This window comes from Inquilinus sp. CAU 1745, assembly GCF_039839375.1.
GTDB lineage: Bacteria > Pseudomonadota > Alphaproteobacteria > DSM-16000 > Inquilinaceae > JBDOQU01.
Genome location: NZ_JBDOQU010000001.1, coordinates 271,638 through 297,981, shown reverse-complemented (window position 1 = coordinate 297,981; position 26,344 = coordinate 271,638). Strand labels below are relative to the sequence as shown.

The window sequence follows — 26,344 nt, the reverse complement described above, 5'->3', positions numbered from 1 at the left end:
GTCCTGTACCCAGTGTTCGAAATCGAAAGTAACCCAGGCGAATGATGTTCGTAAACGGACATAATCAAGCGATCAGGCGGTGAGTCGTCGCATGTCCGCAGCCAAGTGGATCGGCGGCGCGGCGCTCACCGTGACAACGATCCTGTTTGGGCTCGTGCTGGTGGCGCCGATGATCGCGGAAGCTTGGATATCGGCGCGCCTTCGGGCGGCGGGAATCGAACCCGTGTCGCTGGAGATCGAAGATTGGGGGCTCGATAGCTTTCGCCTTGCCGACATCCGCCTGGGCGGCGAAACGGGGCTGAGCGCCGATAGCATCACAGGGCGGTTCAGCCTCTCCGATTTGTGGCGTGAACGCCGGTTGGACGAGGTCGAGATCGAAGGGCTGCGGCTATCGGTACGTGTCGACGGGGAAGGGGTCCGTATCGCCGGCCTTCCCGAAGCGTCGGGAGATGACGGACCGCAGGGCCTGCCGGACCTTCCGGTCGACAGGTTGGCCTTCACCTCGGCGATCCTTGAGATTTCAACACCCTATGGCGAGGTCGAAGCACCGGCGGACCTGACGGTCGAACGGCTGGTGGAAGGAGGATATCGGATCGCGGGAGCCATCCGTCCGGACTCGGCCTATGGCGCACTCACCCTCTCCGTCGCGGCGACAGTCGATCCGGAATGGAACTTCACGGCGGACATCGCCGTCGAGGACGGACGGCTGGACCATGACGGCTATTCGGCGGAGATCGCATCGGGCTGGGCGACGGCGCGCGGCGCGGCGCGCGGCGCGGCGGGCGGCTCTATCGAGGTCACCGGCGCGATCGAGGCCGGGCGCATCGTGACGCCGGCCATCGCCTTCGACCGGGCTGACTTGCTGTTCGGCCGGCAGGATGGCTCCGGCTGGGGCTCCGTTCGCGCCTATGGCGGGCAAGGTGATGTGGCGCTGGATATCCGGTTGGGCGCGGACGATGCGCTGGAAATAGCGGCGGAGGGCTGGGCGGTCGCTTCGTCCTTTGCAACAGGAGCAGGGACGGACTTCCATGGCCTCCTCTCGACCACGGTCGGGGCTCTGGATTTGAGCGGCGAAGGCCGGGTCGATTTCACCGCGAGACCGACCGAAACTCCCGATTCCCCGCCGCTGATCGACATTCACGGCACCGTCGCGCTGGACAGGCGGACCGATGGGTTCGGCGGCCGGCTGTCCGGGATGAGAATCGCCATGGGCGATCTCGACATCGATCTGGCCGAGGCACAGGTCGATGCGCGGGGCGACGAGAATGGTTGGCGCGCGGAGTTGTCGCTCGATAGCTGGATCGAGGGCGAGGTCGCCGCGATCTCCATAGGCCGGGCGGAAGTCTCCGGCGATCTGGAGGCGAGGGTGGAAGGGGGCGAAGTCTCCCTGTTCATCCCGGACTGCCTCTCGATCATCACGGACGACGTCGCCCTTGCCGGGACGACGCTGTCAGGCGAGGCATGCCTTGCATCGGGCGAGGGAGGCGGCCGAGTCCTTGGCATCCGCATCGGTAAGGACGCGCGGATCGTGGAGGCTGCCCTTTCGGTGCGGACGGACGAAGGGCTCCGGATCAGCCGGCCCGGCCTCCTGGACGCGGAAATCCCTGAGATCCGGCTGGCGGCCGTGGAAAAAGACCGGCTTCGGTGGACAATCGAGACCGCGGGTGGCCGGGTCGCGTTGGCTGACGCTGGAATAGAGATGGAGGAGATCAGCGTCGACGCATCCTTCGTCACGCCGTTCGAACCGGAATCGGCCATCGCGGAAGTGACCGGACGTATCCTATCGCCCTGGATCGAACCGGCGACGGCTCAAGGAGCGTTCAGCGTCGAGGAAGGGGCGATCGTCGGAGAGGGGAGACTGGATGCGGGGGTGCTCTCGGCTACCTATCGGCTGCAGCACGATCTCTCGTCCGGCGACGGGAATGTGGCGGCGGATGTCGGTGAGATCACCTTTTCGCCGGAGGGGATGCAGCCCTCCGACTTGTCGGCCATGGCGCCGGAGGGCGTTCGAGAAGTGTCGGGAACGGCCGACGGCGTGGTTCGTCTCCGATGGGGCGGCGGCGTGGAGACATCGACCGAGATCGAAATCGCGGAGATGGCTTTCGCCACGGATCAGGGCACGATTTCCGGATTGGACGCCATCCTGACATTCGACTCCCTGGCACCGCTGACGACGGAAGGACTGCAGCGGATCACGATCGACCGGATCGATGTCGGCCTACCACTGGGGAACGGGGTCGTAGAGGCCGCGATACTGGAGAGCGGCGCAATCGAGCTGGAGTCGGCGCGCTTCGACCTGGCCGCAGGCACATTGAGCGCTGCGCCGACGCGCATACCGCTGAACGATGAACCCTGGCGGCTATTGCTCACTCTCGATTCCGCCAGCCTGCCGCAGCTTCTGGATGGGGTTCCGCTGGAGAATTTCTCCGTCACCGGCTCCGTCTCGGGAACCGTGCCGCTGGAGATCGGGGAGACGGTGCGGGTCGATGGAGCGTTCCTGGAAACCGACGAGCCGGGGACCATCCGGTACAATCCCGCCGCCGCCCCGGAGACGCCTCCCGCGCTCGCTTCGCCGGATGGCGTCCAACTGCTGCTGCTGGCGCTCGCCGATTTCCACTATGAATCGCTGACCGCACGGATCAGCGGACCGATCGACGGCGATATGACGCTGGAACTGTCGATCGACGGCGCGAACCCGGCCCTCTATGACGGCTATCCGATCGCGCTCAATCTCAACCTTTCCGGCGCACTCAACGAAATACTTCAACAAAGCCTCGAAACCGCCAATTTCGGGGAACAGCTTGAGGAGCTGTATCGCAACCGTTTCGACGGCGTGAGGACGGATGATAGCCAAGCTGACTGAAGGGGGCGGGAACGGCCGAGCCGGCGTCGCGGCGCTTCTTGTGCTCGGCGGAATCGCGGCCGCCTGCACGCCGACCGTGCGCGTCGAACCGCCAGATGAACCGATCGAGATCAACCTGAACGTCCGGATCGAACAGGAAGTCCGGGTAAAGATTGATCGCGATCTGGAAGACGCCTTCGCGGAAAACAGCGACATCTTCTGAGGACGCCATGACAAGCATCAGCAGACGTGGATTTCTGGGCCTGGTCGTCGCGGGCGCCGTGGTGTCGATGGTCCCATGGCCGGCGCGGGCGCAGAGCCTGGACGAGTTGAAACGGCAGGGCCTGGTGGGCGAGATGCCGAACGGCTATGTGGGGCTTGTCCGTCTGGATGCCGATGCCGAGGATGCGGTCGACCGCATCAATGCGGAGCGCCGGCAGAGCTACCGGGATATCGCGGCCGGCAACGGCGTGCCCGTAGAGGCCGTGGAGCAACGGGCGGGTGCGCAGCTCATCAGCCGCGCTGCACCGGGCGAATACATCATGAACGCCAGCGGAGAATGGGTCCGGAAATGACCTAGCCCTGGCCGGGCAGGGCGCAATTGTCCGCCGTGACCTCCACGAAGCTCCGCTCCCCCTGCGTGATCGTGAAACGGAACTCCCGGTCGCCCAGCACGACGGAATGGTAGAGCGGCATCGCCCCGGAAACTTCCGACTGCTCTCCACCGACAAGCGTGAAGGTGATCTTCACGTCCTGGGTCGGATCGAACCAGCCGAGCGGCGCGCCGTCCTCGCCGGTCGCGTTGGCGCCCATTCCGCTGACCGTGATACGGCCATCGGCGAAACCGACTGCCGTGTTCGGCCCCTGATAGATCGGCGTCGGCAGGATGAAGCGCTTGGTGTCCGCCGGCGCACAGTCGCGAACCTGATCGGCGGCGTTGATGAAGAAGGCCAGCCGCTCCGGCGCGACGCCTTCCTGCAACCGGGTCGCCACAAGCTGGGACAGGACCCTCAAATCGCCACGGGGCACCTCCTGCTCGAACCGGGTCAGAAGGTCCCGGTACTGGATCTGAGCGGTCTGGGCGGCGGCCTCCAGCCGGATCGCATTCTGCTCCAGCGTCTGACGGGCTGACTCCAGCGCCGAGACGCGGGCGGCAAGCTGTTCTTCCCGGTTCTTCGACTGCTCCACACCGATCTGATAGGCGAAGACCGAGGCGACGCCGATCGTCACGACATAGAAGCCGATTCGAATGATCGCGCCCCATACGCGGCGGCGATAGCGGCGGTCGGGATCGTAGAGACCGAGCGTCATGGACAGAAAGCTTTTATGCGAAAGACGGGATTTCGGAGCGAGCGGCGCACTTTATCCGAGGTGCCCGGTCGCTCCTAGGGGGCAAGTAAGACAATCTTGTGGCCGCGGAACGATCTGCCGCCTTCACGCGGCTGGGGACATTGTACGGGCTGTCGCGGCCTTGCTAAGGTGCGTCATCAATAGGGAGCGCCAGCAGGAAGGCGCCGACAAACGGAGGAATACATGGTCGGCTCAATCGATCATTTCATTGCCGGCAAGATCGTCAAGGGACGAAGCGGCCGACAGGGCGATGTCTTCAACCCGGCGACGGGGGAGGTTTCCGCTCAGGTAGCGCTGGCGTCGAAGGCCGAGGTCGAGGAAGCCATCCAGGCTGCCCAGGACGCCCTGCCGGGCTGGGCCGCGACGCCGCCGCTGACGCGGGCTCGGGTGATGTTCCGCTACAAGCAGCTTCTGGAGCAGCATGTCGACGAACTCGCGGAGATGTTGGTCAACGAGCATGGCAAGGTTCTGGACGACGCCAGGGGCGAGGTCCAGCGCGGGCTCGAGGTCGTGGAGTTCGCCTGCGGCATTCCGCACCTGCTGAAGGGCGAGTTCACCGAAAGCGTCGGCACCAACATCGACAGCTATTCCATGCGCCAGCCGGTCGGCGTCTGCGTCGGCATCACGCCGTTCAACTTCCCGGCGATGGTGCCGCTGTGGATGTTCCCGATGGCCATCGCCTGCGGCAACACCTTCATCCTGAAGCCTTCGGAGAAGGATCCCAGCGCGCCGCTTCGGCTGGCCGAACTGTTCATGGAAGCCGGCGGGCCCAAGGGGGTGCTGAATGTGGTCAACGGCGACAAGGAAGCCGTCGACACGCTGCTGACCGACCCGCGCGTCGGCGCCGTCAGCTTCGTCGGGTCGACCGCGATCGGCGAATACATCTATTCCACCGCGGCGGCGCATGGGAAGCGCGTGCAGGCGCTGTGCGGCGCAAAGAACCACATGGTGGTCATGCCCGACGCGAACATCGAGAAGGCGAGCGACGCCCTGATGGGCGCAGGCTACGGCGCGGCGGGCGAACGCTGCATGGCGATCTCCGTCGCCGTCGCGGTGGGCGACGCGGGCGACCGGCTGATCGACGCGCTGGAGCCGAAGGTCCGGGCGCTGAAGGTCGGGCCGGGCATGGATCCGGATTCCCAGATGGGACCGCTGGTCACGAAGCAGCATCTGGAGAAGGTCTCCGGCTATGTCGATCTGGGCGTCGAAGAGGGAGCGAAGCTGGTCGTAGATGGCCGCAACCTGCACCTCCAGGGTTATGAGAACGGCCATTTCATGGGCGGGACCCTGTTCGACCAGGTAACGCCGGACATGCGGATCTACCGTGAGGAGATCTTCGGGCCGGTGCTATCGGTCGTTCGCGCGCCGGACTTCAAGAGCGCTCTCAAGCTGGTGAACGACCATGAGTACGGCAACGGCACCTCGATCTACACCCAGGATGGCGACGCCGCCCGCGCCTTCGCGTCGAACTGCAATATCGGCATGGTCGGCGTGAACATCCCGATTCCGGTGCCGATGGCGTTCCATTCCTTCGGCGGCTGGAAGCGGTCGGCCTTCGGCGACCACGGGATGTACGGCATGGACGCGGTGCGCTTCTACACCAAGCTGAAGACCATCACCTCCCGCTGGCTGACCGGCATGACCGGCGGCGCGGAGTTCGCCTTTCCAGTGATGCGCTGAGGAGGCCGGGCGGCGCGGACGACATTCGCCGCGCCGCCCGCTTCCTACCAGCCGATGCCGAAATACCAGGGCGCGGCTATCGTGAAAACGACCCACATCAGCAGCGTCAGGGGCAGGCCGCCCCGGATGAAATCGCCGAACCGGTAGTGGCCGGGGCCCATCACCAGAAGGTTCGTCTGATAGCCGATGGGGGTGGCGAAGGAGCAGTTGGCTCCCAGCAGTACAGTGATGGCCATAACCATCGGGTCGACGCCCGTGGTCGCGGCCACGCTGACGGCGATCGGCGTGAACAGGATCGCGCAGGCATTATTGCTCAAGACGTTGGTGATCAACGCGACGACCAGGAAGAGGAGCGTCATGTTGAGCGCCGGATCGTTGCCCGCGATGCTGCCCAGTACGCTGTTGGCGATGAAGGTCGCGCCGCCCGTCGCCTCCAGCGCCGCGCCGAGGGCGAGCGTGGCCCCGACGATCAGCAGGATCGACCGATCCACGGCGCGGACCGCCTGCCGGATGTTGAGACACCCCGTCATCACCATAGCCGTCGCCCCGACGAAGGCGGCGACCGTGATCGAGACAAGCCCCGTCGACGCCGCCAATAGGGTGGCGCCGAAGATGAAGGCGGCCTGGCCCGACTTCTCCAGCTTCGGCAGGTCCTTGATCGCCCAGGTCATCAGCAGGATGTCCGGGTTGTTGGCCAGTTGCTCCACATTCTCCCGCGCACCGATGACCAGAAGAACGTCGCCGGCCTCCAACTGAACCGAGCCGAGCCGCCGGCGGGCCATGCGCCCCCGCCGCTGGATGCCGACCACCTGGGCGCCGAAGCGCCGGTGGAAGTCGATCGTGTCCAGCGTCTGGTCGATCATCCGGCTGGCCGGCGTGATCATCACCTCCGCCAGCGCGCGCTCGGAAGGCGGCTTCCCGTTGCCGTCGCCGTCAGGGTCGGGACGGCTCTCCGCCTCCGACAGGAGATAACCGCCGTTTCGCGCAATCGCCTCGACCAGCGCTTCGCGGGTGGCGACGACGATCAGAAGGTCCTCCACCTGAAGCTCTATGTCCCCGAAGGGCGGCAGCAGGATCTGGTCGGCCCGCTGGATCAGCTTCACCGTCACGTCGGGCAGGGCAGGGAAGTGGCCCGCCGTCAGGCGCTGCCCCGCCAGCGCGCTGTCGGTGACGATGTCGATCTCCGCCACGAACTGCTTGCTGTCGCCCTTCAGCGATCCGGCGAAGTCGGCGCGGGTCGGCAGGATGTGCGGCAGGATGAAGATCACATAGCAGATGCCGACCACCGCCATGATGACGCCGACCGCCGTCATGTCGAACATGTTCAGCGGCGTTTCGCCGAGGTCGATCAGCGCGCTAGACACCAGCATGTTGGTGCTGGAGCCGAGAAGGGTGGTCATGCCGCCCAGGATGGCGGCGAAGCTGAGCGGCATCATCAGCCGGCTGGGCGACAGCGACAGGCGCTGGGCGATCGCCTGCATGATGGGGATGAACATCACGACCACGGGCGTGTTGTTGAGCCATGCGCTCACGGCGCCGACGCCGGCCAGGCCGCAGCCTATGCTGAGCGTGGGATGATGCTTGCTGAGGCGAACGAAAACCCGCGTCAGCTTGGTCAGCGCGCCGGTCTGGACGACCGCCTGGCCCATGACCAGCAGCGCCAGCACCGCGATCAGCGAAGGGTTGGCGAATCCCTTCAGCAGCTCCGCCGCATCCAGCGGCGGCCTTCCTTCGGCCCCTTCATAGGGAAAGACCGAGAACCAGACGATGAGGAACCCGAGCAGGCAGAGGGACGTGACCTCGACCGACACCTTCTCCCAGGCATAGGAGATCATGGCAGCGACCAGCGTCGCCAGCACCACCCACATATGGATGGAGGGATCGAGCGTGACCGTCATCGATGAGCCGGCAATAGACTAGAAGAAGCTGCCGCTGAGCGGCAGGTCGCCGATATTCTTCAGCGAAAGCGTGAAATAGATCGAATCGCCCGCCTCCCGGTCGCGGTCGCTGGTGTAGGACCGGACGAAGCGGACGCCGAAGAGGAAGCATTCATCGGAATAGGTGAGCCCGAACCCGATGTCCCGCGCTTGGGATTCCGCGATGTCGTAGCGGATGCCGGTGGTGGCGGTCCAATAGTCGGAGAATCGCGAGGAGACGGTCGCCTGCACTTCTTCGCGGTCCTCCGGCGTTTCCGTGTCGGGCACGCCGTCGATGAAGGTGTAGGTCGTCGACGCGCGGAAGATCGGCCGGCCGGCCGAGGCCGTCAGTTCGTGGCGCCGCGCCTCGAACGATTCATTGTCGATCCTGAAACGGTAGTCGAGCGCGACGGGCGCATCCGGGACGATGGTCAGTCGGCCGACGAAATCCGACCATTCATCGTCCAGGCCCGATCCTTCCGGCAGATTGTCGCTTTCGGTGAAGCGGTAGCTCTGGCCGAAGAAGAAGGTCCCGTAGCCGCCATCCTGACCATAGAGACCGGTCTTGATGCCGTAGGTCGCCCGCGTCCCGTCATCGATGCGGTCGATGCCGGGGAAGGGGTTGGCGCTGAACAGGTTGATCTCGTCGAATTCGAAATCCACGGAATCATTGTTCGGGATATCATCCGGCTCGTCGATTTCCGGCGCCACCGTCAGCGCGGCGATGGGTTCGACGAGATGCTGGAACGTGCCGTACTGCCGCACCATCGGATAGCGCGTCGTCACCATCGCCATAGGATAGAGCCTGCCTTCGAAGACGTTGTCGCGCAGTTCGCCGCTGCCGTCGTCGGAGGGAAGGTCATCCGACCAGTAGAGGTCGCCGCGCACCGATGTCGTGAAGTCGGTGACGAAGCCGATGTCGCTGTATTTCGTGGTCTGCCAGCCGGCCTCCAGGGACAGGCGCTTGGTATCCACACCTTCGGTCGGGAATTCCCGGAAGCCCGTGATCTCCCCGTCGCGGATCAGGTTGATGACGCTGGCGTTGCTGAAGAAGTGGCCGCCCATGACGGAGCCCGGCTGACCGACGAAATTGTAGTTCAGCCAGGGCGCGATCTGCGGCTGTTCGATGGCGTCGATGCGCAGGTCCTGGAAGTCGAACGCCTCCAGCGACGCGTAGCTGAGCCCGTAGAAGCCTTCGCCGTAGATCCGGCTCTCAAGCACGTCCTCCTCCGAGATGTCGAAGACTTCCAGATAGGTGTCGTCGGACGCCCGCCTGATATTCGCGCCGGCGCGCCAATGGTCGTTCAGGTCGAAGCGCGCATCGGCGAAGAGGTGGCCGCGCCACCGATCGGTCAGCGTGACAGACTGGCCGGCGTCGTTGATCTCCGTCCGGTCGCTGCGGTTGACCGAGCCGTCGATCACCAGGGAGCCGTTCTCGAACCGCCGGCGATATTCCCCGCCCAGGATGAACCCGGCATCCCGCGTGATGCCCAGGCGCGCCGTCGCGTCCTGTTCCGGCGAGATGTCCCAGTAGTAGGAGGAATTGAGGAAGGGGCCGACGCTGCTGTTGGACCCGAAGCTCGGAAAGAGGAAGCCAGAGCGCCGCTCCACCGTCGGGTCGGCGTGGGAGAAATAGGGCGTGTAGAAGACCGGAAAGCCGAAGAAGTCGAAGAAGGCGTCGCGATAGATGACGTTCTTGTTCTCCGAATCATGGATCACGCGAACCGCTCGGATCTGCCAGATGGGGGCGGCGCGCGGGTCTTCCTCGCAGAGATCGCAGGGGGAATAGACCGCTCTCTCGACCTCCGTGGACCCGTCGGGGCGCCGGACGCCGCTGTTCGCGATCATCCGCGAATTGTCGAGCAGCAGGAGGCTGACATTATCGACGAAGCCTTCAGCCAGATCGTCCTCAAGCTCCGCATAATCGGCGAAGACGACCTCCCCGTCCGGCTCCACCAGGACGACGTTGCCGGTCGCCGTCACGACCTCGGTCCGTTGGTTGTAGGTGACGCGGTCGGCCTTCAGAGTGCGCTCGGCCTGGACGATCTCAACGTCGCCGGACGCCACGACGAGATTCAGCACCTCGTCATAGACGACCTCGTCGGCGCTGAGCACCACCGGCTGGTCGGTGGCCTCCGTCTCCGCCGCCGGCTCCGTCTCGGATTCCTGCGCCTTCGCCGGCATTGCCAGGAGAAGAGCGATGACCAGGGATGATACGAGGCGACGATCTGGAGCCATGAAGCGCGTTCTGCCGTTCCGATCCCGATGCGGCCGTCGCGGGATCGGACCTCGGCGCTTCCGTCAGCGGCTTCGCCGGCTGGTTCTGCGTCCACGGTTCCGAGCGCGATTCTTCACATCGACCGATTCAAATTCGGGAAGACCGTACACGGCCCGCCCCGCTCACGGAAGCGGGGATGTCGATCGCAAAGCAACAGAAAGCGACAGGGAGTTCAGTCGTTTACCGCCAGTTTGCGCGGCGGCGTCTTGGGTACCGGCCGCAGCAGGAAGGCCGGCACATGATCGCCCAGGCCGACGACATTGTCGGAGTCCGACCGGGACTGCCGGCGATCGGAATTGTCCGCGCGCCGCGCCGGCTCCTTCTCCGCCGGCGGGGCGGCGGACGCGGTCGGGCGGCGGGATTTCCTGTCCGACCGGCGGGGACGTTCGCGCTCGGGCTTGCGCGGAGCCTCTTCGGCGTCGGCGGCTTCCGCCTTGGCTTCCGGTTCGCCGTCCAGGCTGACGGGGATCATGTCCTTCTTGATCAGCCGTCCGATCGCGTCGAGGAACTTGCGGTCCTCAGGCGTGGCGATGGTGAAGGCGCGGCCGGACCGGCCGGCGCGGCCCGTGCGGCCGATGCGGTGGACGTAATCTTCCGCGTGGGTCGGCACGTCGAAATTGAAGACGTGGCTCAGTTCCGAGACGTCGAGCCCGCGGGCGGCGACATCGCTGCAGACGAGGATGCGAATGTCCCCGGACTTGAACTTCTCCAGCGTCTCCGTTCGCAGCGACTGGACGAGGTCGCCATGAAGCTGGCCGACATTGAAGCCGTGTTTCTGGAGCGAACGGCAGACGGTGCTGATGTCGCGCTTGCGGTTGCAGAAGACGATCGCATTGCGCACGGCCTCCTGCTCCAGCAGCCGCCGGAGCACGTCGCGCTTGCCGTCGCGATCGGTCATGACGAGGTGCTGTTCGACATTCTCGGCCGTCGAGGCCGAAGGCGACACGGCGACCTGCTTGGGATTGCTGAGGAAGGCGTCGGCCAGCCGGCGGATCTCCGGCGGCATGGTCGCGGAGAAGAAGAGGGTCTGGCGCAGCGGCGGCAGCAGGCCGACGATCCGCTCGATATCCGGGATGAAGCCCATGTCGAGCATCCGGTCGGCTTCGTCGATGACCAGGATCTTGACGTCGGCCAGAAGGACCTTGCCGCGCTCGAACAGATCGAGCATCCGGCCCGGCGTGGCGATCAGGACGTCGACCCCGCGGTTGAGCTTCTTGATCTGCTCATCGAAGCTTTCCCCGCCGATCAACAGCGCGTAGTTCAGCTTCTCGTACTTGCCGTAAAGCTCGAAATTCTCGGCGACCTGGGCTGCCAGTTCGCGCGTCGGCTCAAGGATCAGCGACCGGGGCATCCGCGCGCGGGCGCGGCCGTTCGACAGGATCTCGATCATGGGCAGGGTGAAGCCGGCGGTCTTCCCTGTGCCCGTCTGGGCGATCCCGAGAACGTCACGCCCCTGCAGGACCAGCGGAATGGCCTGCTCCTGAATGGGTGTCGGCGTCGTATAGCCGACATCTTCGACGGCGCGCAGGATTTCCGGTTTCAGCCCAAGATCGGTAAAATTCATGTCGTTCGAAGTCTTACCCAAAAACAGTTATCCAAAAAATCAGGGGCGTGCGGACCACGCCCCTCCAATTGGGATTGCAGCATATAAAGTCAAATGCTTGTGTCAATTCATGAAATGTTACCATCGTTCAGGGCTGCCATGCGCATAGACGTCTCATCCTCCTTCCTGGCAGTGGTCGATATCCAGGATCGGCTGGTCCCGGCGATAGCGGGCGGCCGCGAGGCCGTCGGCCGCGCCATCCTGCTGGCGTGCGCGGCGCGGCGGCTGGGCGTGCCGATGATAGCGGCCGAGCAGTACCCGCAGGGGCTGGGGCCGACCGTGCCGGAACTGGCAGACATACTGGACACTGGCCCGATCGTGTCGAAGATCAGCTTCTCCGCCATGGGCAGCCCGGAGTTCCGGAAGAGGGTGGAGCGGCTGGAACGTCCACAAGCCGTCATCTGCGGGATGGAGGCGCATATCTGCGCGCTCCAGACCGCGCTGGACCTGAAGGCCGCCGGCTACGACGCCTTCCTGGTCAGGGACGCCTGCGGATCGCGCAAGGCCGTCGATGCGGAGACGGCATTCCTCCGCGCCGCTGGCTGCGGCATCCATGTGGTCACGGCGGAGATGGTGGTCTACGAATGGCTGGAGCGCGCCGGCACGCCGGCCTTCAAGGACATTCTGAACTGGGTCAAATGACGAACGCCGAAACGGTCATCCTGCTGCCGGGCCTGCTGTGCGACGCCGATCTGTGGGAGGCCCAGCGCCGGGCGCTGGAAGGAACGCACGATGTCAGGATCGCCGACCTGACGCTCGACGACAGCGTGGCGGCGATGGCGCGGCGGACGCTGGAGACCGCGCCGCCGCGATTCTCGCTCGCCGGCCTCTCCATGGGCGGGTACGTGGCGCTGGAGATCATGCGCCAGGCGCCCGAGAGGGTGGAGCGGCTGGCGCTGCTGGATACCTCCGCCCGGCCGGACACGGCCGAGCAGGCGCGCCGGCGGCGGGGGCTGATCTCGCTCGCCAAGATGGGCAAGTTCAAGGGCGTGACGCCCCGGCTGCTGCCGATGCTGCTGCACCCCGACCGGCTGTCGGAGGAGAATCTGACCCGCATCGTCATGGACATGGCCGAGCGGGTAGGGCAGGCGGCCTTCCTCAGGCAGCAGACGGCCATCCTTGGACGGACCGACAGCCGCCCGCACCTGGCCGCCATCGCCTGCCCGACGCTGGTGCTGTGCGGCCGTCAGGATGCGCTGACGCCGGTCGAACTGGCGGAGGAACTGGCCGCCGGCATTCCCGGCGCCCGGCTGAAGATCGTGGAGGATTGCGGTCATCTCTCGACGCTGGAGCGGCCGGAGGAGACGAACCGGGCGCTGCGGGACTGGCTGGAACGGTCCTAGTTGCAGGACACCTAACAGGACAAGGGCACGAAATCGCAGACGTTCGACCGTTCGTCATCCCAATCGTCGGGATTGTCGCGGGGCAGCAGCGACCGCGTCATGCCGCCGATGAGGGCACGGAATTCCGGCGAGGCGGAGCCTTCGGCCGCCTCCAGCGTTCCCCGCGCGGTGGAGAGGGCGCGGCCGCCCTCGCAGAAGGCCATCCGAACCTCCAGCGGGCGGGCGGCGGGGACGGTTTCCGGCGGCGGGCCGCAGAGATCGCTGACCACGACGGGCATGGCGGTGTTGAAGGCGACCACCACGCGGTAGAGCGAGCGTGCTGTCTCCCCCGGCGTGGCGGTGAAGTTGACGTAGCGGCCGGGGGCGTGGCCCTGCATGGCGGCCGTCACACTGCGGATGAAATCATCCTGCGGCTCGCCGAACGGGTTGCCCAGCACATCCACCCGCAGATCCCGTCCGCCGATCGCGTAGCCGACGCGGGGCGCGTCATAGAGTGGCGAGATGTAGTTGCGCCGGTAGCGGCTGTCGCAGGCGGCGAGGCCCAGCGCCAGCAGCAATATCAGACCGGTACGAAGCATCTTCGTCTCCCGCCGTGAAGAACCCGACGGCAAGGATAACGCCGTCGCGGGCGGCGGCGAAAAAATTTCTGATGTAGGCTTTTGTCGGCTTTTGTTGGCTTGTACTGCCCCGAAATGGGTCAGACGTCCAGATCGTGGGCCTTCTGCGCGTTCTCCTGGATGAAGCGGAGGCGCAGTTCCGGCTTCCGGCCCATCAGCCTTTCGACAAGGTTCGCCGTCTCCGCCGCGCTTTCGGGGTCGCTGTGCTCCGGAATCTCCACCCGCCATAGCGTCCGGCGCGCCGGGTCCATGGTCGTTTCCTTGAGTTGTGCCGGAGGCATTTCGCCCAAGCCCTTGAAGCGGCTGATCTCTATCTTCGTCTTGCCGACGAAAACCGTCCGCATCAGCTCATCCTTATGGGCGTCGTCGCGGGCGTAGACCGTGGTTCCGCCATGTTGGAGCCGGTAGAGCGGCGGCTGGGCCAGATAGAGATGGCCGTCCTCGATCAGGCCGCGCATCTCCCGATAGAAGAAGGTCATCAGAAGCGAGGCGATGTGCGCGCCGTCAACGTCGGCGTCGGTCATGATGATGACCCGCTCGTAGCGCAGCTTGTTTTCGTCATACTGGCCGCGCGTGCCGCAGCCGAGCGCGAGCGTCAGGTCCGCGATCTCCTGATTGCCGGCCAGCTTGTCGGCCGAGGCGTTGGCGACGTTGAGGATCTTGCCGCGCAGGGGCAGGATCGCCTGAGTTTCGCGTTGCCGCGCGGATTTGGCGGAGCCGCCGGCGGAATCGCCCTCGACCAGGAAGATCTCCGTGCCGCCGGCGGCGGTGCGGGAGCAATCGGACAGCTTGCCGGGCAGCCGGACGCGGCGGGTCGCGGTCTTGCGCGCCTGATCCTTCGCCAGCCGCTTGCGGGCACGTTCCTCCGCCCGCTCGATCATCCGGTCCAGCACCGCGCTCGCCGTCGCAGGGTCGCCCGCCAGCCAATGATCGAAATGATCCTTCACCGCATTCTCGACCAGACGCGAAGCCTCCGGCGTCGCCAGCCTTTCCTTGGTCTGGCCCTGGAATTGCGGATTGCGGATGAACACCGACACGAGCATGGCCGCGCCGCCCGAGACATCGTCGGCGGTGATGGCGGAAGCCCGTTTGTTGCCAACAAGTTCGCCATAAGCCTTGAGGCCGCGCATCAGCCCGCCGCGCAGCCCGCTCTCATGGGTGCCACCCTGCGGGGTGGGAACCGTGTTGCAATAGGAACTTGAGAAGCCTTCCTCATCCTCCGGCCAGGCGATCGCCCATTCCACCTTGCCGGCGCCGTCGGGGAAGTCGACCTGGCCGGCGAAGGGAGCGGCGGTGAGGCCGGGGCGGTCGGCCAGCGTCGCCGTCAGGTAGTCGAGCAGGCCGCCCGGAAAATGCAGCGTGGCGGAGGAGGGGGTGGGGCCATCCTCCTTCAGCAGCTCCTCGGCGCAGCTCCAGCGGATTTCGACGCCCCGGAACAAATAGGCCTTGGACCGGGCCATCCGGTAGAGCCGTTCCGGCCGGAAGACGGCGTCGACGCCGAATATCTCCGGATCGGGGTGGAAGCTGATCGAGGTGCCGCGCCGGTTATGCACCGCCCCGCCATCCTGCAGCGTCGTCTGGGGCGCGCCGCGCCGGTAGCGCTGCGACCACAGCCGGCGGTCGCGCGCGACCTCCACCACGAAATCGTCGGATAGCGCATTGACCACCGAGAGGCCGACGCCATGCAGGCCGCCGGAGGTGGCGTAGACCTTGTTGGAGAACTTGCCGCCGGAATGGAGCGTGGTGAGGATGACCTCCAGCGCCGACTTGCCGGGGAACTTCGGATGCTCCTCCACCGGTATGCCGCGCCCATTGTCGCGGATCGTCACCGCGCCCTCCGCCGTCAGGGACAGCTCGATCCAGCTGGCATGGCCGGCGACGGCTTCGTCCATCGAATTGTCCAGCACCTCCGCGACCAGATGGTGCAGCGCGCGGTCGTCGGTGCCGCCGATATACATGCCGGGCCGGCGGCGCACCGGCTCCAGCCCTTCCAGCACCTCGATGTCGTGGGCGGTATAGCGCTCGGCCTTGGCGGCGGCGGAGGTGTCGAACAGATCGTCCATGGCTGGATTATAATGATCGCGTTGCGGAGGGGGCAAGGATATGCTGTGAGCGATTTGTCACCGACCACAAAATGTGGTGGTATTCCGAACTTATGTCTCGCGGAACAGAGGTTGATATGCCTGAACACCCGTCCGGTCAACTGACGCTCAGGACGATCGCCATGCCCGCCGACGCCAACCCGAACGGCGACATCTTCGGCGGCTGGCTGCTGGCCCAGATGGACCTCGCGGGCAGCGTCCTCGCCTATGACCAGGCCGACGGCCGCGTCGCCACCATCGCCATCGACGCCATGTCCTTCCTGGCGCCGGTCATGGTCGGCGACCTGGTGAGCTGCTACGCGGAGATCGAGCGCATCGGCAACACCTCCATCCGGGTCAAGGTCGAGACCTACGCGACGCGCCGCGCGGAGCACGAGTTGATCAAGGTGACCGAGGGCATGGTCACCTATGTCGCGATCGACGAGGACCGGAAGCCCCGGCCGGTGCCGAAGGGATAACAACCAAAGCCCCTCACCCAACCCTCTCCCCGAAGGGGCGAGGGCTACCAACTTACCCTCGCCCCTTTGGGGAGAGGGAGGGACCCGGTTGCGAAGCGGACGGGAGGGTGAGGGGGGTTGTCGCCTTCGAGACTCAAAGCCCGTAGCCGTGGCCGATCAGGGTGACGACGTAGATCGCGCCGAAGAACAGCAGAAGCGTCATCAGTTCGCGGAAGGCCTGCCACTGGGTCATTTGTTCCTCCTTCGTTCTATGCTGTGAACAAGAACATAAAGAGAACGAAGCCGTCAAGCGGTTTGATGGTGATCGCCGTCACCGGCGGGGCGGGGCGGTTTGTCTCTAAATGACCATGAAGCCGTCACGAGGCCGCAATGCCGGCCGTGCGATAAGGCGCCAACGATCAAGAGGGAGTACCCGATGACCGCCGTTGATGCCCCAGCCCAGTCCCTGAACAGCCTCCTGAACGACCTGCTGGACGATCCGGTTGTGGAGCCGTTGCTGCGCCGCGACGGAGTCGCCAAGGAGGATATAAGGCACCTGATCGCCAGGGTCCGCGCCCGCCGCCCCGCGACCCGTCCGGCGCCGCTCGCCGCCTGAAATCGTTTCCGAACGAAAAAGCCCCGCGCCGAGGATATCGACGCGGGGCTTTTTCATGTCCGGCCTACCATAGTCGGGGCCGGGGCGGGATCAGGACGAGTAGTACATCTGGAACTCGATCGGGTGGGGGGTCTGTTCGAAGGCGTAGACCTCCTCCCATTTCAGCCGCATGTAGCCTTCCAGCATATCCTTGGAGAACACGTCGCCCCTGGTCAGGAAGTCGTGGTCGGCTTCCAGGGCGTCGATCGCCTGGCGGAGGCTGCCGCAGACGGTCGGGATGTCCTTCAGCTCGTCGGGCGGCAGGTCGTAGAGGTTCTTGTCCATCGGGTCGCCCGGATGGATCTTGTTCTGGATGCCGTCCAGGCCGGCCATCAACATGGCGGCGAAGGCGAGGTAGGGGTTCGCCGTCGGATCGGGGAACCGGACCTCGACCCGCTTGGCCTTCGGGCTGGTGGCGTAGGGGATGCGGCAGGAGGCCGAGCGGTTGCGCGCCGAGTAGGCCAGCAGCACCGGCGCCTCGAAGCCCGGGACCAGCCGCTTGTAGCTGTTGGTCGACGGGTTGGTGAAGGCGTTCAGCGCCTTGGCGTGCTTGATGATGCCGCCGATATAGTAGAGCGCGGTTTCCGACAGGTCGGCGTAGCCCGAGCCGCCGAAGGTCGGCTGGCCGTCCTTCCAGATCGACTGGTGGACATGCATGCCCGAGCCGTTGTCGCCCTTGACCGGCTTCGGCATGAAGGTCGCGGTCTTGCCGTAGGCGTGGGCGACCATGTGGACGCAGTATTTGTAGACCTGCATGTAGTCTGCGGTCCGCACCAGCGTGTCGAACTTGGTGCCGAGCTCATGCTGGGCCGGGGCGACCTCATGGTGGTGCTTTTCGACCGGCAGGCCCATCTCGCCCATCGTGGTCAGCATCTCCGCCCGCAGGTCGGAACCGCTGTCGACCGGCGGGATCGGGAAGTAGCCGCCCTTGATATAGGGGCGGTGGCCCATATTGCCTTCGGCGTATTCGCGGCCGGAGTTTCCGGGCAGTTCCTCGCCATCGAGATAATAGAAGCCGCGATGCATGCCCTGTTCGTAGCGCACGTCGTCGAACACGAAGAACTCCGCCTCCGGCCCGAAGAAGGCGGTGTCGCCGATGCCGAGCGACGCCATGTGCATCTCGGCCTTCTTGGCGATCGAACGCGGGTCGCGCTCATAGGCCTGGCCGGTCGAGGGCTCGTTCACGTCGCAGAACAGGATGAGCTGCGGCTGGGCGGAGAAGGGGTCCATGACGGCGGTCGCCAGGTCCGGGACCAGCGACATGTCGGATTCGTTGATCTCCTTCCATCCGGCGATGGAGGAGCCGTCGAACATGATGCCCTCGGTCAGGGATTCCTCGTCGATCGTGTCGACATGCTGGGCGGTGTGCTGCCACTTGCCGCGCGGGTCGGTGAACCGGAAATCGACGTACTTAACGTCGTTCTCCTTGATCATTTCCAAGACCTTGGAGAGATCGTCAGCCATATTCTTGCTTCCTGTCAGGCTTCTGGTGGATCGGATGAGATTTGAGGGCGAGGAAAGGGGCTAGACCGCGTCGGCGCCCTTTTCGCCGGTGCGGATGCGGACCACCTCCTCGATCGGCGAGATGAAGATCTTGCCATCGCCGATGCGGCCGGTCTGGGCGGCCTGCTGGATCGCCTCGATCGCGCGTTCGACCAGGCTGTCCTCCATGATCACCTCGACCTTCACCTTGGGGAGGAAGTCGACCACGTATTCCGCGCCGCGATAGAGCTCCGTATGCCCCTTCTGGCGGCCGAAGCCCTTGGCCTCGGTCACCGTGATGCCCTTGATGCCGACATCGTGAAGGGCCTCCTTCACCTCGTCGAGCTTGAAGGGCTTTATGATCGCTTCGACTTTCTTCATGGGCATGCGCCGCTTTTCCCGTCAGGATCTGGCCGTCGATGTCGTTCCGGCACTCCGCACTGCCCGTCACCAAAGCATGCGCCATGCCAGAAGCAAATCGCTCACCGGAAGCCTAGCGAAGGGCGGGGACGCCGCCCACCCCTAAGTCGGGCAGCCCAGGAATTGGGCAGAATATCCGCCTGTTTTTTGGGCATTCCGCCTATTCAACCGTCACGTTCCCATCTGCTTGACGTCGCCGCCGCGATGGTTCATATCACCGTCCCGTTCGGCCATGCGATCCGCACAGCCGAGCCTCTGCGGCGGCCGTAGCTCAGTTGGTAGAGCCCTCGGTTGTGGTCCGAGTTGTCGTGGGTTCAAGTCCCATCGGTCGCCCCAGTTTCCCCTTCTCCCGATCCGCCCATCCGGGCTAGGTCTTCTTCCCGGCTCCATAGAGAGAAAAGGGAAGATCGCCGCCATGTTCCGACGCAACGCGCTGAAAGACCGCCTGAAGAACGGGCGCGCCGGCCTGGGCTGCTGGCTGACCACGGGCAATCCGGTGATATCGGAGGTGGTCGCGCTCAGCGGATATGACGCGATCATGCTGGACCATGAGCACGGGCCCGGCACCTTTCCCGACGCCATCGCCTGCCTTCAGGCCATCTCAGGCACGCCGACGACCGGGCTGATGCGGGTGCCCTGGAATGACCCGATCTATCTCAAGAGGGCGCTGGATATCGGCGTCGAGGGAGTCATGATTCCTTCCATCTCGACGGCCGGGGAGGCCGAGGAGGCGGTGGCGGCCTGCCGCTATCCGCCGCGCGGCCGGCGGGGCGTTGCCTATACGATCGCGCGGGCCGCCGACTACGGGAACGCGGTCGCGCGCTATGAGGCGGAGGCGGAGGAAGAGCTTCTGATCATTGTCCAGATCGAGACGGCGGAGGGCTTCGCCAACATCGAATCGATCGCGGCGGTCGACGGAATCGACATGCTGTTCATCGGCCCCAACGATCTGTCGGGCAGCCTGGGCCGGCTGCGGGAATTCGACCATCCGGAGATCAGGGGCGCGATCCTGGATGCGGAAAAGCGGATCAAGACCACCGGAAAATGGCTGGGCAGCCTGCCGTCGCTGGGCCGCGACCCGGCGGCGATGGCGGCGGCGGGCGTCGATTTCGTGGTGGCCAGCGCCGATCTGGGATTGCTGAGAGGAGGCGCCGCCGCGGAGGTGGACGCCTTCAGGGGCTAACGTCATGGAAGCCGGCCATCGCCTCCACCTGCTGACCGTGGACCGGATGCGGCGGGCCGACCGTTGGGCGATCGACCGGGGAACTGCCGGCATCGACCTGATGGAGGCGGCGGGGAAAGCGGTCGCGGACGCCGTCGCGAAACGCTGGACGCGGCGGCCGGTGCTGGTGCTCTGCGGTCCCGGCAACAATGGCGGCGACGGGTTCGTCGCGGCGCGGCTGCTGGCGGAGCGGGCCTGGCCGGTGACCGTGGCGCTGCTGGGCGACCCGTCGCGGCTCAAGGGCGATGCCGCACTGGCGGCGGCCCGGTGGGAGGGCGAGACGATTCGGCTGGAGGATGCGCGGCCCGAGGAGGCGGGGCTGGCGATCGACGCGCTGTTCGGCGCGGGCCTCTCCCGCCCGCTTGAAGGGCCGGCCGAGGCGATGCGGAGGCGCGTTGCGGCGGCGGGAACGCCCGTGGTCGCGGTCGACATGCCGAGCGGCGTCGACGGCGACAGCGGGGCTGCCGATCCCGCCGCGCTTGCGGCCGGGCTGACGGTGACCTTCTTCCGGAAGAAGCCGGGGCACCTGCTGCTGCCGGGGCGCGGCCTGTGCGGGGAGATCGTGCTGGCCGACATCGGCATACCGGACGATGCGCTGGAGGAAGCGCCGCCGGCGCTGTTCGAGAACGCGCCGCCGCTATGGCTGAACTGGCTGCCGGCCCCGGCGGCGGACGCCCACAAGTTCCGGCGCGGCCATGCGGTCGTGCTGGGCGGGGCGCGGATGACCGGCGCGGCGCGGCTTTCGGTCATGGCGGCGCGGCGCATCGGCGCGGGCATGGCGACCTTGGCCGTGCCGGAGCAGGTCTGGCCTGTCTACGCGGCGGCGATGGAGCCGGGGGCGATCGTCCGGACGCTCGGCGACTGGCGGGCTCTCATGGGCGACGAGCGAGTGACGGCGGTCCTTGTCGGCCCCGGCGCGGGCGTCGGAGCGGAAACGCGCGGACTCGTGATCGCGGCGCTGGAGGCCCGGCGGAGGCTCGTGCTGGATGCCGACGCTCTGACCAGCTTCGCCGGCGACCCCGCACCGCTGTTCGGACGGCTGACGGCGGAATGCGTGCTGACGCCCCATGAGGGAGAGTTCGCGCGGCTGATCCCCGACCTTGCAGGCGGCGACAAGGTGGGAATTGCGCGCGCGGCGGCGGAGCGGGCGGGGGCGGTCGTGCTGCTGAAGGGAGCGGATACGGTGGTGGCGGCGCCGGATGGGCGCGCCGTCATCAACGCCAACGCGCCGCCGACGCTGGCGACCGCCGGCGCGGGCGATGTGCTGGCCGGCATGATCGCGGGGCTGATCGCCCAGGGGATGTCGGCCTTCGAGGCCGCGGCCGGGGCCGTCTGGGTCCATGGCGCGGCGGCGGCCGGGTTCGGTCCCGGGCTGATCGCCGAGGACATCCCGGGGATGATCCCGGACACGCTGCGCGCGCTGGGCGGATCGACAGGACGCGGCGGGGCGTCGTAGAATCCCTTGCCTCTAGAGAATTTCCCAGCGCCGGCAGAGGGCGCAAAACCTGAAGTGAGTTCGAAGATGTTCGGTTGGCGTACGCCCCCTGAGACGGTTGATGTGGGGGATGTGTTTCGTCGCATAAGGCCCAGCAAGACCGCTGAGATCGCAGAGATCATGTCGGTCTGGCCGGACCGGACCGGCATCCCCCATGTCCGCTTCCGATTGCAGATCGTGAGGCAGGGCAGGGCGCTGCCGGAGACCGACGAACGGACCCTGTCGCTGGCGGCCTTCCGGCAGCTTTTCCCCGAGCGGATGAGCGCGTGAGCGACTAGAAATCGGAAAGAAACTTTCTTTCCGAGGCGTGTTCGGGCATTATCGGTCATCTTCAGGTTGCGCCGGACGCTCGCCGATGAATGAAGAAATCTTCCGGGTCGTGATGTTCAGCCTGGCCCTGCCGATCGCGGGCCTGGCCGCCTTCATCATCTGGCGGAAATCCTCGGCCGCGAAATCAGCCGTCATCCGGCAGGAGGGCGGAGGGCTGAGAATACCCTTGAAGGCGGCGTTCAGCGGCTGGAAGGGCGTGGCCTGGTTCTCCTGGTCGCATAACAGCATCTGGCCGCTTCTGGTCCTGCACCCCGACCATGTGGAATGCCGGGTGATCCAGCGCCGGCGGAAAGAATATGCCGCCGTGGAACGGGTCGACTATCGGGAAACGTTCGGCACGAGGAACGTCGTGCTGGAGTTCACGGATTCGATCGCGAGCTTCATCGGGAATACGGCCAACCGCGACGTGGCGCGGCAGGCGATCCTCCATCTTCGGGAGAAGGGGTGCCGACTGTCGGAGAAGGCGGAGGCCCTGGTCGGGCATGCCGGGGTTGCGGCTGAAAGCCGGGTTGTCTCCTGAACGAACGGGGCGCTGAAACCGACGGCGGATTTGCCGGATTTATCCTATCGCGGCTGAAAAATCCTGTGCTATAGACCCCGCTTCGGGCGGCCGGGCAACATCTCGCGCCGACCGTTTCCGCTGGCTTCGCGCCGGCGGGAGAAGGAGCGCGTCGAGCGGGCGTGGCGGAACTGGTAGACGCGCTGGATTTAGGTTCCAGTGGCGAAAGTCGTGGGGGTTCAAGTCCCTCCGCCCGCACCAGCGCCTCACATGCCCCTCTGGCATGGCTTCTTCCCCCGACCGCGCGGCGAGCCGGCATCGACCGACAGGGATCACCCCGGTCCGCCGGGCCGCAGATGAAATAGGCAACGCTCAGATGCAAGTCACCGAAACCAGCACCGAAGGCCTCCGTCGCGAATTCAAGGTGGTGGTCCCCGCCGCCGACATCGACCAGCGGGTGACCGACCGGCTGACCCAGCTTGGCGGTCAGGTCCGCCTGCCGGGCTTCCGGCCGGGCAAGGTGCCGATGGGCATCCTGCGCCAGCGCTATGGCAAGTCGGTGATGGGCGAGGTGCTGGAAGGCACGGTCAACGAGACCTCCCAGACCACGATGACCGATCGCGGCCTGCGCCCGGCGCTGCAGCCGAAGATCGAGATCACCTCCTTCGACGAGGGCAAGGACCTGGAATTCACCATGGCGGTGGAGATCCTGCCTGAGGTGGAGCCGTCGGACTATTCGATGCTGAAGCTGGAGCGGCTGAAGGCCGAAGTCGACGATTCGGCCGTCGATGAGGGGCTGAAGAAGCTGGCCGAGCAGCAGAAGCGCTTCACGCCGGTCAAGAAGGCCCGCGCCGCCAAGAATGGCGACCAGGTGCTGATCGATTTCGAGGGCTCCGTCGACGGCGTGAAGAAGCCGGAGATGGCCGGCAGCGATTTCGAGCTGGAGCTGGGCTCCAACCGCCTGATCCCCGGCTTCGAGGAAGGGCTGGTCGGCGTCAAGCCGGGCGAGAGCAAGACGCTGAACCTGACCTTCCCGGAGGCCTATCCGGCCAAGGATGTCGCCGGCAAGGACGCGGTGTTCGAGATCCAGGTCAAGGAAGTCCGCGAGGCCGCGGAGAGCGCGCTCGACGACGAGCTGGGCAAGGTCATGGGCTTCGAGAATCTGGACGGGCTGAAGGACGCGCTGCGCCGGCAGGCCGAAGGCCAGTTCGAGCAGCACAGCCGCCAGCGGCTGAAGCGCCAGCTTCTCGACCAGCTTGCCGAGACCGAATCCTTCGACGTGCCGGCCGGCATGGTCGATATGGAGTTCGACGCCATCTGGAAGCAGATCGAGGCGGCGCGGCAGCACCATCTGGAGACCAAGGACGATCCCGACCACCATCACGAGCATGATCCGGACCTGGACAAGCCCGAGGAGGAACTGCGGGCCGACTATCGCAAGATCGCGGAGCGGCGGGTCCGGCTGGGGCTGCTGCTGTCGGAGGTCGGGCGGCGCAACGACGTACAGATCACCCAGGAAGAGCTGAACCGGGCGATGATCGCCGAGGCGCGGCGCTATCCGGGCCAGGAGCGGCAGGTGCTGGAGTTCTTCCAGAAGAACCCGCAGGCGGTCGACAGCCTGCGCGCGCCGATCCTGGAGGACAAGGTGGTGGACTTCATCGTCGACCAGGCCAAGGTGTCGGAGCGGACCGTATCGCCGGAAGAGCTGATGCGCGACCCGGACGAGGAAGAGGCTTCGGAGGAGAAGCCGAAGGCCAAGAAGGCCGCCGCCAAGAAGCCGGCGGCGAAGAAGGAGGCCGCCGCGTCCGAGAAGAAGGACGCCGAGAAGGATGCGGGGGAGAAGCCCGCGAAGAAGACGGCCGCCAAGGCCAAGAAGCCGGCCGCGAAGAAGGCCGACTGACGCCGGCGGCGGCGAGGGAAGCCGCCGGCTTTCGAGTTCCAACCGAGGACGACGATGAACGAGTTCGAAACCCGCATGAACGCTCTCGTGCCGATGGTCGTCGAACAGACCAATCGGGGCGAGCGCGCCTACGACATCTACTCCCGGCTGCTGAAGGAGCGGATCATCTTCCTGATCGGCCCGGTCAACGACGCCGTGGGCAGCCTGATCTGCGCGCAGCTCCTGTTCCTGGAATCGGAGAACCCGAACAAGGACATCTCCTTCTACATCAACTCGCCGGGCGGCGTGGTGTCGTCGGGTCTCGCGGTCTATGACACGATGCAGTACATCAAGCCCGACGTGTCGACGATGTGTATCGGCCAGGCCGCCAGCATGGGATCGCTGCTGCTGGCCGGCGGCGCGGCCGGCAAGCGCTACACCCTGCCGAACAGCCGGGTGATGGTCCACCAGCCCTCCGGCGGCGCGCAGGGGCAGGCGGCGGACATCGACATCCAGGCGCGCGAGATCCTGAAGATCCGGCAGCGGCTGAACGAGATCTACGTGCAGCATACCGGCCAGACGCTGACGGCGATCGAGGAATCGATGGAGCGCGACCGCTACATGTCGGCGGAGGAGGCCCAGGCCTTCGGCCTTGTCGACCATGTCGTGGATAAGCGGGCCGCCGACGATAAGGGCTTGTCCAACTAACGCGGTTAACTAAATGTTGATCGCTCTGTGACACTCATGTTGAATGAGTAGGTGTCGTGGCTGTGGTCGGGTACACGTTGCCGTCGGCCCGCCGAGGCCCATGTCATGGGATTAAAGGGCGTTACGGCAACAGCCGCGCCGTTCGTATCCAATCGGGGCTTTGATGAGTAAATCTTCCGGCGGAGATTCCAAGAACACCCTCTACTGCTCCTTCTGCGGGAAGAGCCAGCACGAGGTCCGCAAGCTCATTGCCGGTCCGACCGTGTTCATCTGCGATGAATGCGTCGAACTGTGCATGGACATCATCCGCGAAGAGAACAAGACGACGCTTGTGAAGAACCGCGACGGCGTGCCGACGCCGCGCGACATCCACAAGGTGCTGGACGATTACGTGATCGGCCAGGAGCATGCCAAGCGCGTGCTGTCGGTGGCGGTTCACAATCACTACAAGCGGCTGGCCCACGGCCAGAAGAACAGCGACGTCGAGCTGGCGAAGTCGAACATCCTGCTGGTCGGCCCCACCGGCTGCGGCAAGACGCTTCTGGCCCAGACGCTGGCGCGTATCATCGACGTGCCCTTCACCATGGCCGACGCGACCACGCTGACCGAAGCGGGCTATGTCGGCGAGGATGTCGAGAACATCATCCTCAAGCTGCTGCAGGCCGCCGACTACAATGTCGAGCGGGCGCAGCGCGGCATCGTCTATATCGACGAGGTCGACAAGATCAGCCGCAAGTCCGACAACCCGTCGATCACGCGGGACGTGTCGGGCGAGGGCGTCCAGCAGGCGCTGCTGAAGATCATGGAGGGCACCGTGGCGTCGGTGCCGCCGCAGGGCGGGCGCAAGCATCCCCAGCAGGAATTCCTCCAGGTCGACACGACGAACATCCTGTTCATCTGCGGCGGCGCGTTCGCGGGGCTGGAGAAGATCATCGCCCAGCGCGGCAAGGGCACGGCCATCGGCTTCGGCGCCGACGTGCAGCGCCCTGAGGACCGCCAGACCGGCGAGTTGCTGCGCGAGGTCGAGCCCGAGGATCTGCTGAAATTCGGGCTGATCCCCGAATTCGTCGGCCGCCTGCCGGTCGTCGCCACCCTGGGCGACCTGGACGAGGACGCGCTGGTGGAGATCCTGACCTCCCCGAAGAACGCGCTGGTCAAGCAGTACCAGCGGCTGTTCGAGATGGAGGACGTGCATCTGTCCTTCAGCGACGAGGCGTTGCGCGCCATCGCCCAGAAGGCCATCGCCCGGAAGACCGGCGCCCGCGGCCTGCGGTCGATCATGGAAGGCATCCTGCTGGAGCCGATGTTCGACCTGCCCGGCATGGACGGGGTGGAGGAGATCGTGGTCAATGGCGAGGTCGTCGAAGGCCGCTCCAAGCCGCTGATGATCTATGCCGAAAAGCGGGGCGACGTCGCGCCCGGCGCGTAGGTTCCGCCACAATCGCCGATCAAGGATTTGGGGCGTCTTCGGGCGCCCCATACGATT

At 65.7% G+C, this 26,344-nt stretch carries 23 protein-coding genes and 2 tRNA genes; 17 read left to right on the top strand and 8 right to left on the bottom strand.

Annotation, left to right across the window (positions count from 1 at the left end; genetic code table 11):
- Positions 1-91 precede the first annotated feature (91 nt).
- The 3 genes from AAFN89_RS01455 to AAFN89_RS01445 are packed head-to-tail and all read left to right on the top strand — an operon-like array spanning position 92 to position 3,417.
- A complete protein-coding gene (locus AAFN89_RS01455; RefSeq protein ID WP_347535143.1) occupies positions 92-2,863 on the top strand; it encodes a YdbH domain-containing protein in 2,772 nt (923 codons plus the stop codon).
- A complete protein-coding gene (locus tag AAFN89_RS01450) occupies positions 2,844-3,065 on the top strand; it encodes a YnbE family lipoprotein (protein ID WP_347535141.1) in 222 nt (73 codons plus the stop codon). Before AAFN89_RS01455 ends, AAFN89_RS01450 begins: the two co-directional genes overlap by 20 nt.
- Before the next feature lie 7 nt (positions 3,066-3,072).
- Positions 3,073-3,417 carry a YdbL family protein gene (locus tag AAFN89_RS01445; RefSeq protein ID WP_347535139.1) on the top strand — a complete coding sequence of 115 codons (345 nt, stop codon included), beginning with the start codon at positions 3,073-3,075 and terminating at the stop codon, positions 3,415-3,417.
- 1 nt (position 3,418) lies between these two features.
- On the opposite strand, the gene AAFN89_RS01440 is transcribed toward AAFN89_RS01445, so the two are convergent.
- Positions 3,419-4,153, bottom strand: coding sequence for a hypothetical protein (locus AAFN89_RS01440; RefSeq protein WP_347535137.1), 735 nt, complete (start codon positions 4,151-4,153; stop codon positions 3,419-3,421).
- A 222-nt stretch (positions 4,154-4,375) separates the two neighbouring features.
- Here AAFN89_RS01440 and AAFN89_RS01435 point away from each other — a divergent pair, with 222 nt between their 5' ends.
- Positions 4,376-5,872: a CoA-acylating methylmalonate-semialdehyde dehydrogenase gene (locus AAFN89_RS01435; protein ID WP_347535135.1), complete on the top strand. Its 1,497-nt coding sequence runs from the start codon at positions 4,376-4,378 to the stop codon at positions 5,870-5,872.
- Positions 5,873-5,916: 44 nt separating this feature from the next.
- Here the strand turns inward: AAFN89_RS01435 and AAFN89_RS01430 are convergent, their stop codons facing one another.
- The 3 genes from AAFN89_RS01430 to AAFN89_RS01420 all read right to left on the bottom strand — a co-directional run bounded on the left by AAFN89_RS01430 (position 5,917) and on the right by AAFN89_RS01420 (position 11,630).
- Positions 5,917-7,770, bottom strand: a complete 1,854-nt coding sequence (locus AAFN89_RS01430; protein ID WP_347535134.1) for an SLC13 family permease — start codon at positions 7,768-7,770, stop codon at positions 5,917-5,919.
- A gap of 18 nt (positions 7,771-7,788) precedes the next feature.
- Positions 7,789-10,026, bottom strand: a complete 2,238-nt coding sequence (lptD, locus tag AAFN89_RS01425) for an LPS assembly protein LptD (RefSeq protein WP_347535132.1) — start codon at positions 10,024-10,026, stop codon at positions 7,789-7,791.
- A gap of 212 nt (positions 10,027-10,238) precedes the next feature.
- Positions 10,239-11,630 carry a DEAD/DEAH box helicase gene (locus tag AAFN89_RS01420; RefSeq protein WP_347535130.1) on the bottom strand — a complete coding sequence of 464 codons (1,392 nt, stop codon included), beginning with the start codon at positions 11,628-11,630 and terminating at the stop codon, positions 10,239-10,241.
- Between the two features lie 138 nt (positions 11,631-11,768).
- Between AAFN89_RS01420 and AAFN89_RS01415 the strand changes: the two genes are divergently transcribed.
- Together AAFN89_RS01415 and AAFN89_RS01410 are read left to right on the top strand one after the other, a co-directional pair.
- Positions 11,769-12,311, top strand: a complete 543-nt coding sequence (locus AAFN89_RS01415) for an isochorismatase family protein (RefSeq protein WP_347535128.1) — start codon at positions 11,769-11,771, stop codon at positions 12,309-12,311.
- Positions 12,308-13,012 (top strand): alpha/beta fold hydrolase, encoded by a 705-nt coding sequence (locus tag AAFN89_RS01410; protein WP_347535126.1) that lies wholly within the window; start codon positions 12,308-12,310, stop codon positions 13,010-13,012. The genes AAFN89_RS01415 and AAFN89_RS01410 overlap by 4 nt, the downstream gene beginning before the upstream one ends.
- Before the next feature lie 11 nt (positions 13,013-13,023).
- On the opposite strand, the gene AAFN89_RS01405 is transcribed toward AAFN89_RS01410, so the two are convergent.
- Both AAFN89_RS01405 and parE read right to left on the bottom strand, forming a co-directional pair.
- A complete protein-coding gene (locus AAFN89_RS01405; RefSeq protein WP_347535124.1) occupies positions 13,024-13,590 on the bottom strand; it encodes a hypothetical protein in 567 nt (188 codons plus the stop codon).
- Positions 13,591-13,709: 119 nt separating this feature from the next.
- Positions 13,710-15,692, bottom strand: coding sequence for a DNA topoisomerase IV subunit B (gene parE, locus AAFN89_RS01400; protein ID WP_347535122.1), 1,983 nt, complete (start codon positions 15,690-15,692; stop codon positions 13,710-13,712).
- 116 nt (positions 15,693-15,808) lie between these two features.
- Here parE and AAFN89_RS01395 point away from each other — a divergent pair, with 116 nt between their 5' ends.
- Complete coding sequence (locus tag AAFN89_RS01395) at positions 15,809-16,189, top strand: acyl-CoA thioesterase (protein ID WP_347535120.1); 381 nt, start codon at positions 15,809-15,811, stop codon at positions 16,187-16,189.
- A gap of 415 nt (positions 16,190-16,604) precedes the next feature.
- Complete coding sequence (locus tag AAFN89_RS01390; RefSeq protein WP_347535118.1) at positions 16,605-16,784, top strand: hypothetical protein; 180 nt, start codon at positions 16,605-16,607, stop codon at positions 16,782-16,784.
- A gap of 90 nt (positions 16,785-16,874) precedes the next feature.
- Here the strand turns inward: AAFN89_RS01390 and glnA are convergent, their stop codons facing one another.
- Positions 16,875-18,287: a type I glutamate--ammonia ligase gene (glnA, locus tag AAFN89_RS01385; protein ID WP_347535116.1), complete on the bottom strand. Its 1,413-nt coding sequence runs from the start codon at positions 18,285-18,287 to the stop codon at positions 16,875-16,877.
- Between the two features lie 60 nt (positions 18,288-18,347).
- A complete protein-coding gene (locus AAFN89_RS01380; RefSeq protein WP_347535513.1) occupies positions 18,348-18,686 on the bottom strand; it encodes a P-II family nitrogen regulator in 339 nt (112 codons plus the stop codon).
- A 299-nt stretch (positions 18,687-18,985) separates the two neighbouring features.
- Here AAFN89_RS01380 and AAFN89_RS01375 point away from each other — a divergent pair.
- From AAFN89_RS01375 to clpX, 9 genes are all read left to right on the top strand, one after another.
- Positions 18,986-19,061 (top strand) — tRNA-His (locus AAFN89_RS01375).
- Positions 19,062-19,140: 79 nt separating this feature from the next.
- Entirely contained in the window at positions 19,141-19,908 is a 768-nt protein-coding gene (locus tag AAFN89_RS01370) for an aldolase/citrate lyase family protein (protein ID WP_347535114.1), read from the top strand.
- Positions 19,909-19,912: 4 nt separating this feature from the next.
- Positions 19,913-21,403, top strand: coding sequence for an NAD(P)H-hydrate dehydratase (locus AAFN89_RS01365; protein ID WP_347535112.1), 1,491 nt, complete (start codon positions 19,913-19,915; stop codon positions 21,401-21,403).
- A gap of 159 nt (positions 21,404-21,562) precedes the next feature.
- Complete coding sequence (locus AAFN89_RS01360; RefSeq protein WP_347535110.1) at positions 21,563-21,712, top strand: hypothetical protein; 150 nt, start codon at positions 21,563-21,565, stop codon at positions 21,710-21,712.
- Positions 21,713-21,797: 85 nt separating this feature from the next.
- Positions 21,798-22,292, top strand: coding sequence for a hypothetical protein (locus tag AAFN89_RS01355; RefSeq protein WP_347535108.1), 495 nt, complete (start codon positions 21,798-21,800; stop codon positions 22,290-22,292).
- A 155-nt stretch (positions 22,293-22,447) separates the two neighbouring features.
- Positions 22,448-22,532 (top strand) — tRNA-Leu (locus AAFN89_RS01350).
- Between the two features lie 115 nt (positions 22,533-22,647).
- A complete protein-coding gene (tig, locus tag AAFN89_RS01345) occupies positions 22,648-24,171 on the top strand; it encodes a trigger factor (RefSeq protein WP_347535106.1) in 1,524 nt (507 codons plus the stop codon).
- Between the two features lie 54 nt (positions 24,172-24,225).
- A complete protein-coding gene (gene clpP / locus AAFN89_RS01340; protein WP_347535103.1) occupies positions 24,226-24,858 on the top strand; it encodes an ATP-dependent Clp endopeptidase proteolytic subunit ClpP in 633 nt (210 codons plus the stop codon).
- Positions 24,859-25,021: 163 nt separating this feature from the next.
- The gene (clpX, locus tag AAFN89_RS01335) at positions 25,022-26,287 is read left to right on the top strand and encodes an ATP-dependent Clp protease ATP-binding subunit ClpX (protein WP_347535101.1); all 1,266 of its coding nucleotides are present in this window, start codon (positions 25,022-25,024) and stop codon (positions 26,285-26,287) included.
- Positions 26,288-26,344 lie beyond the last annotated feature (57 nt).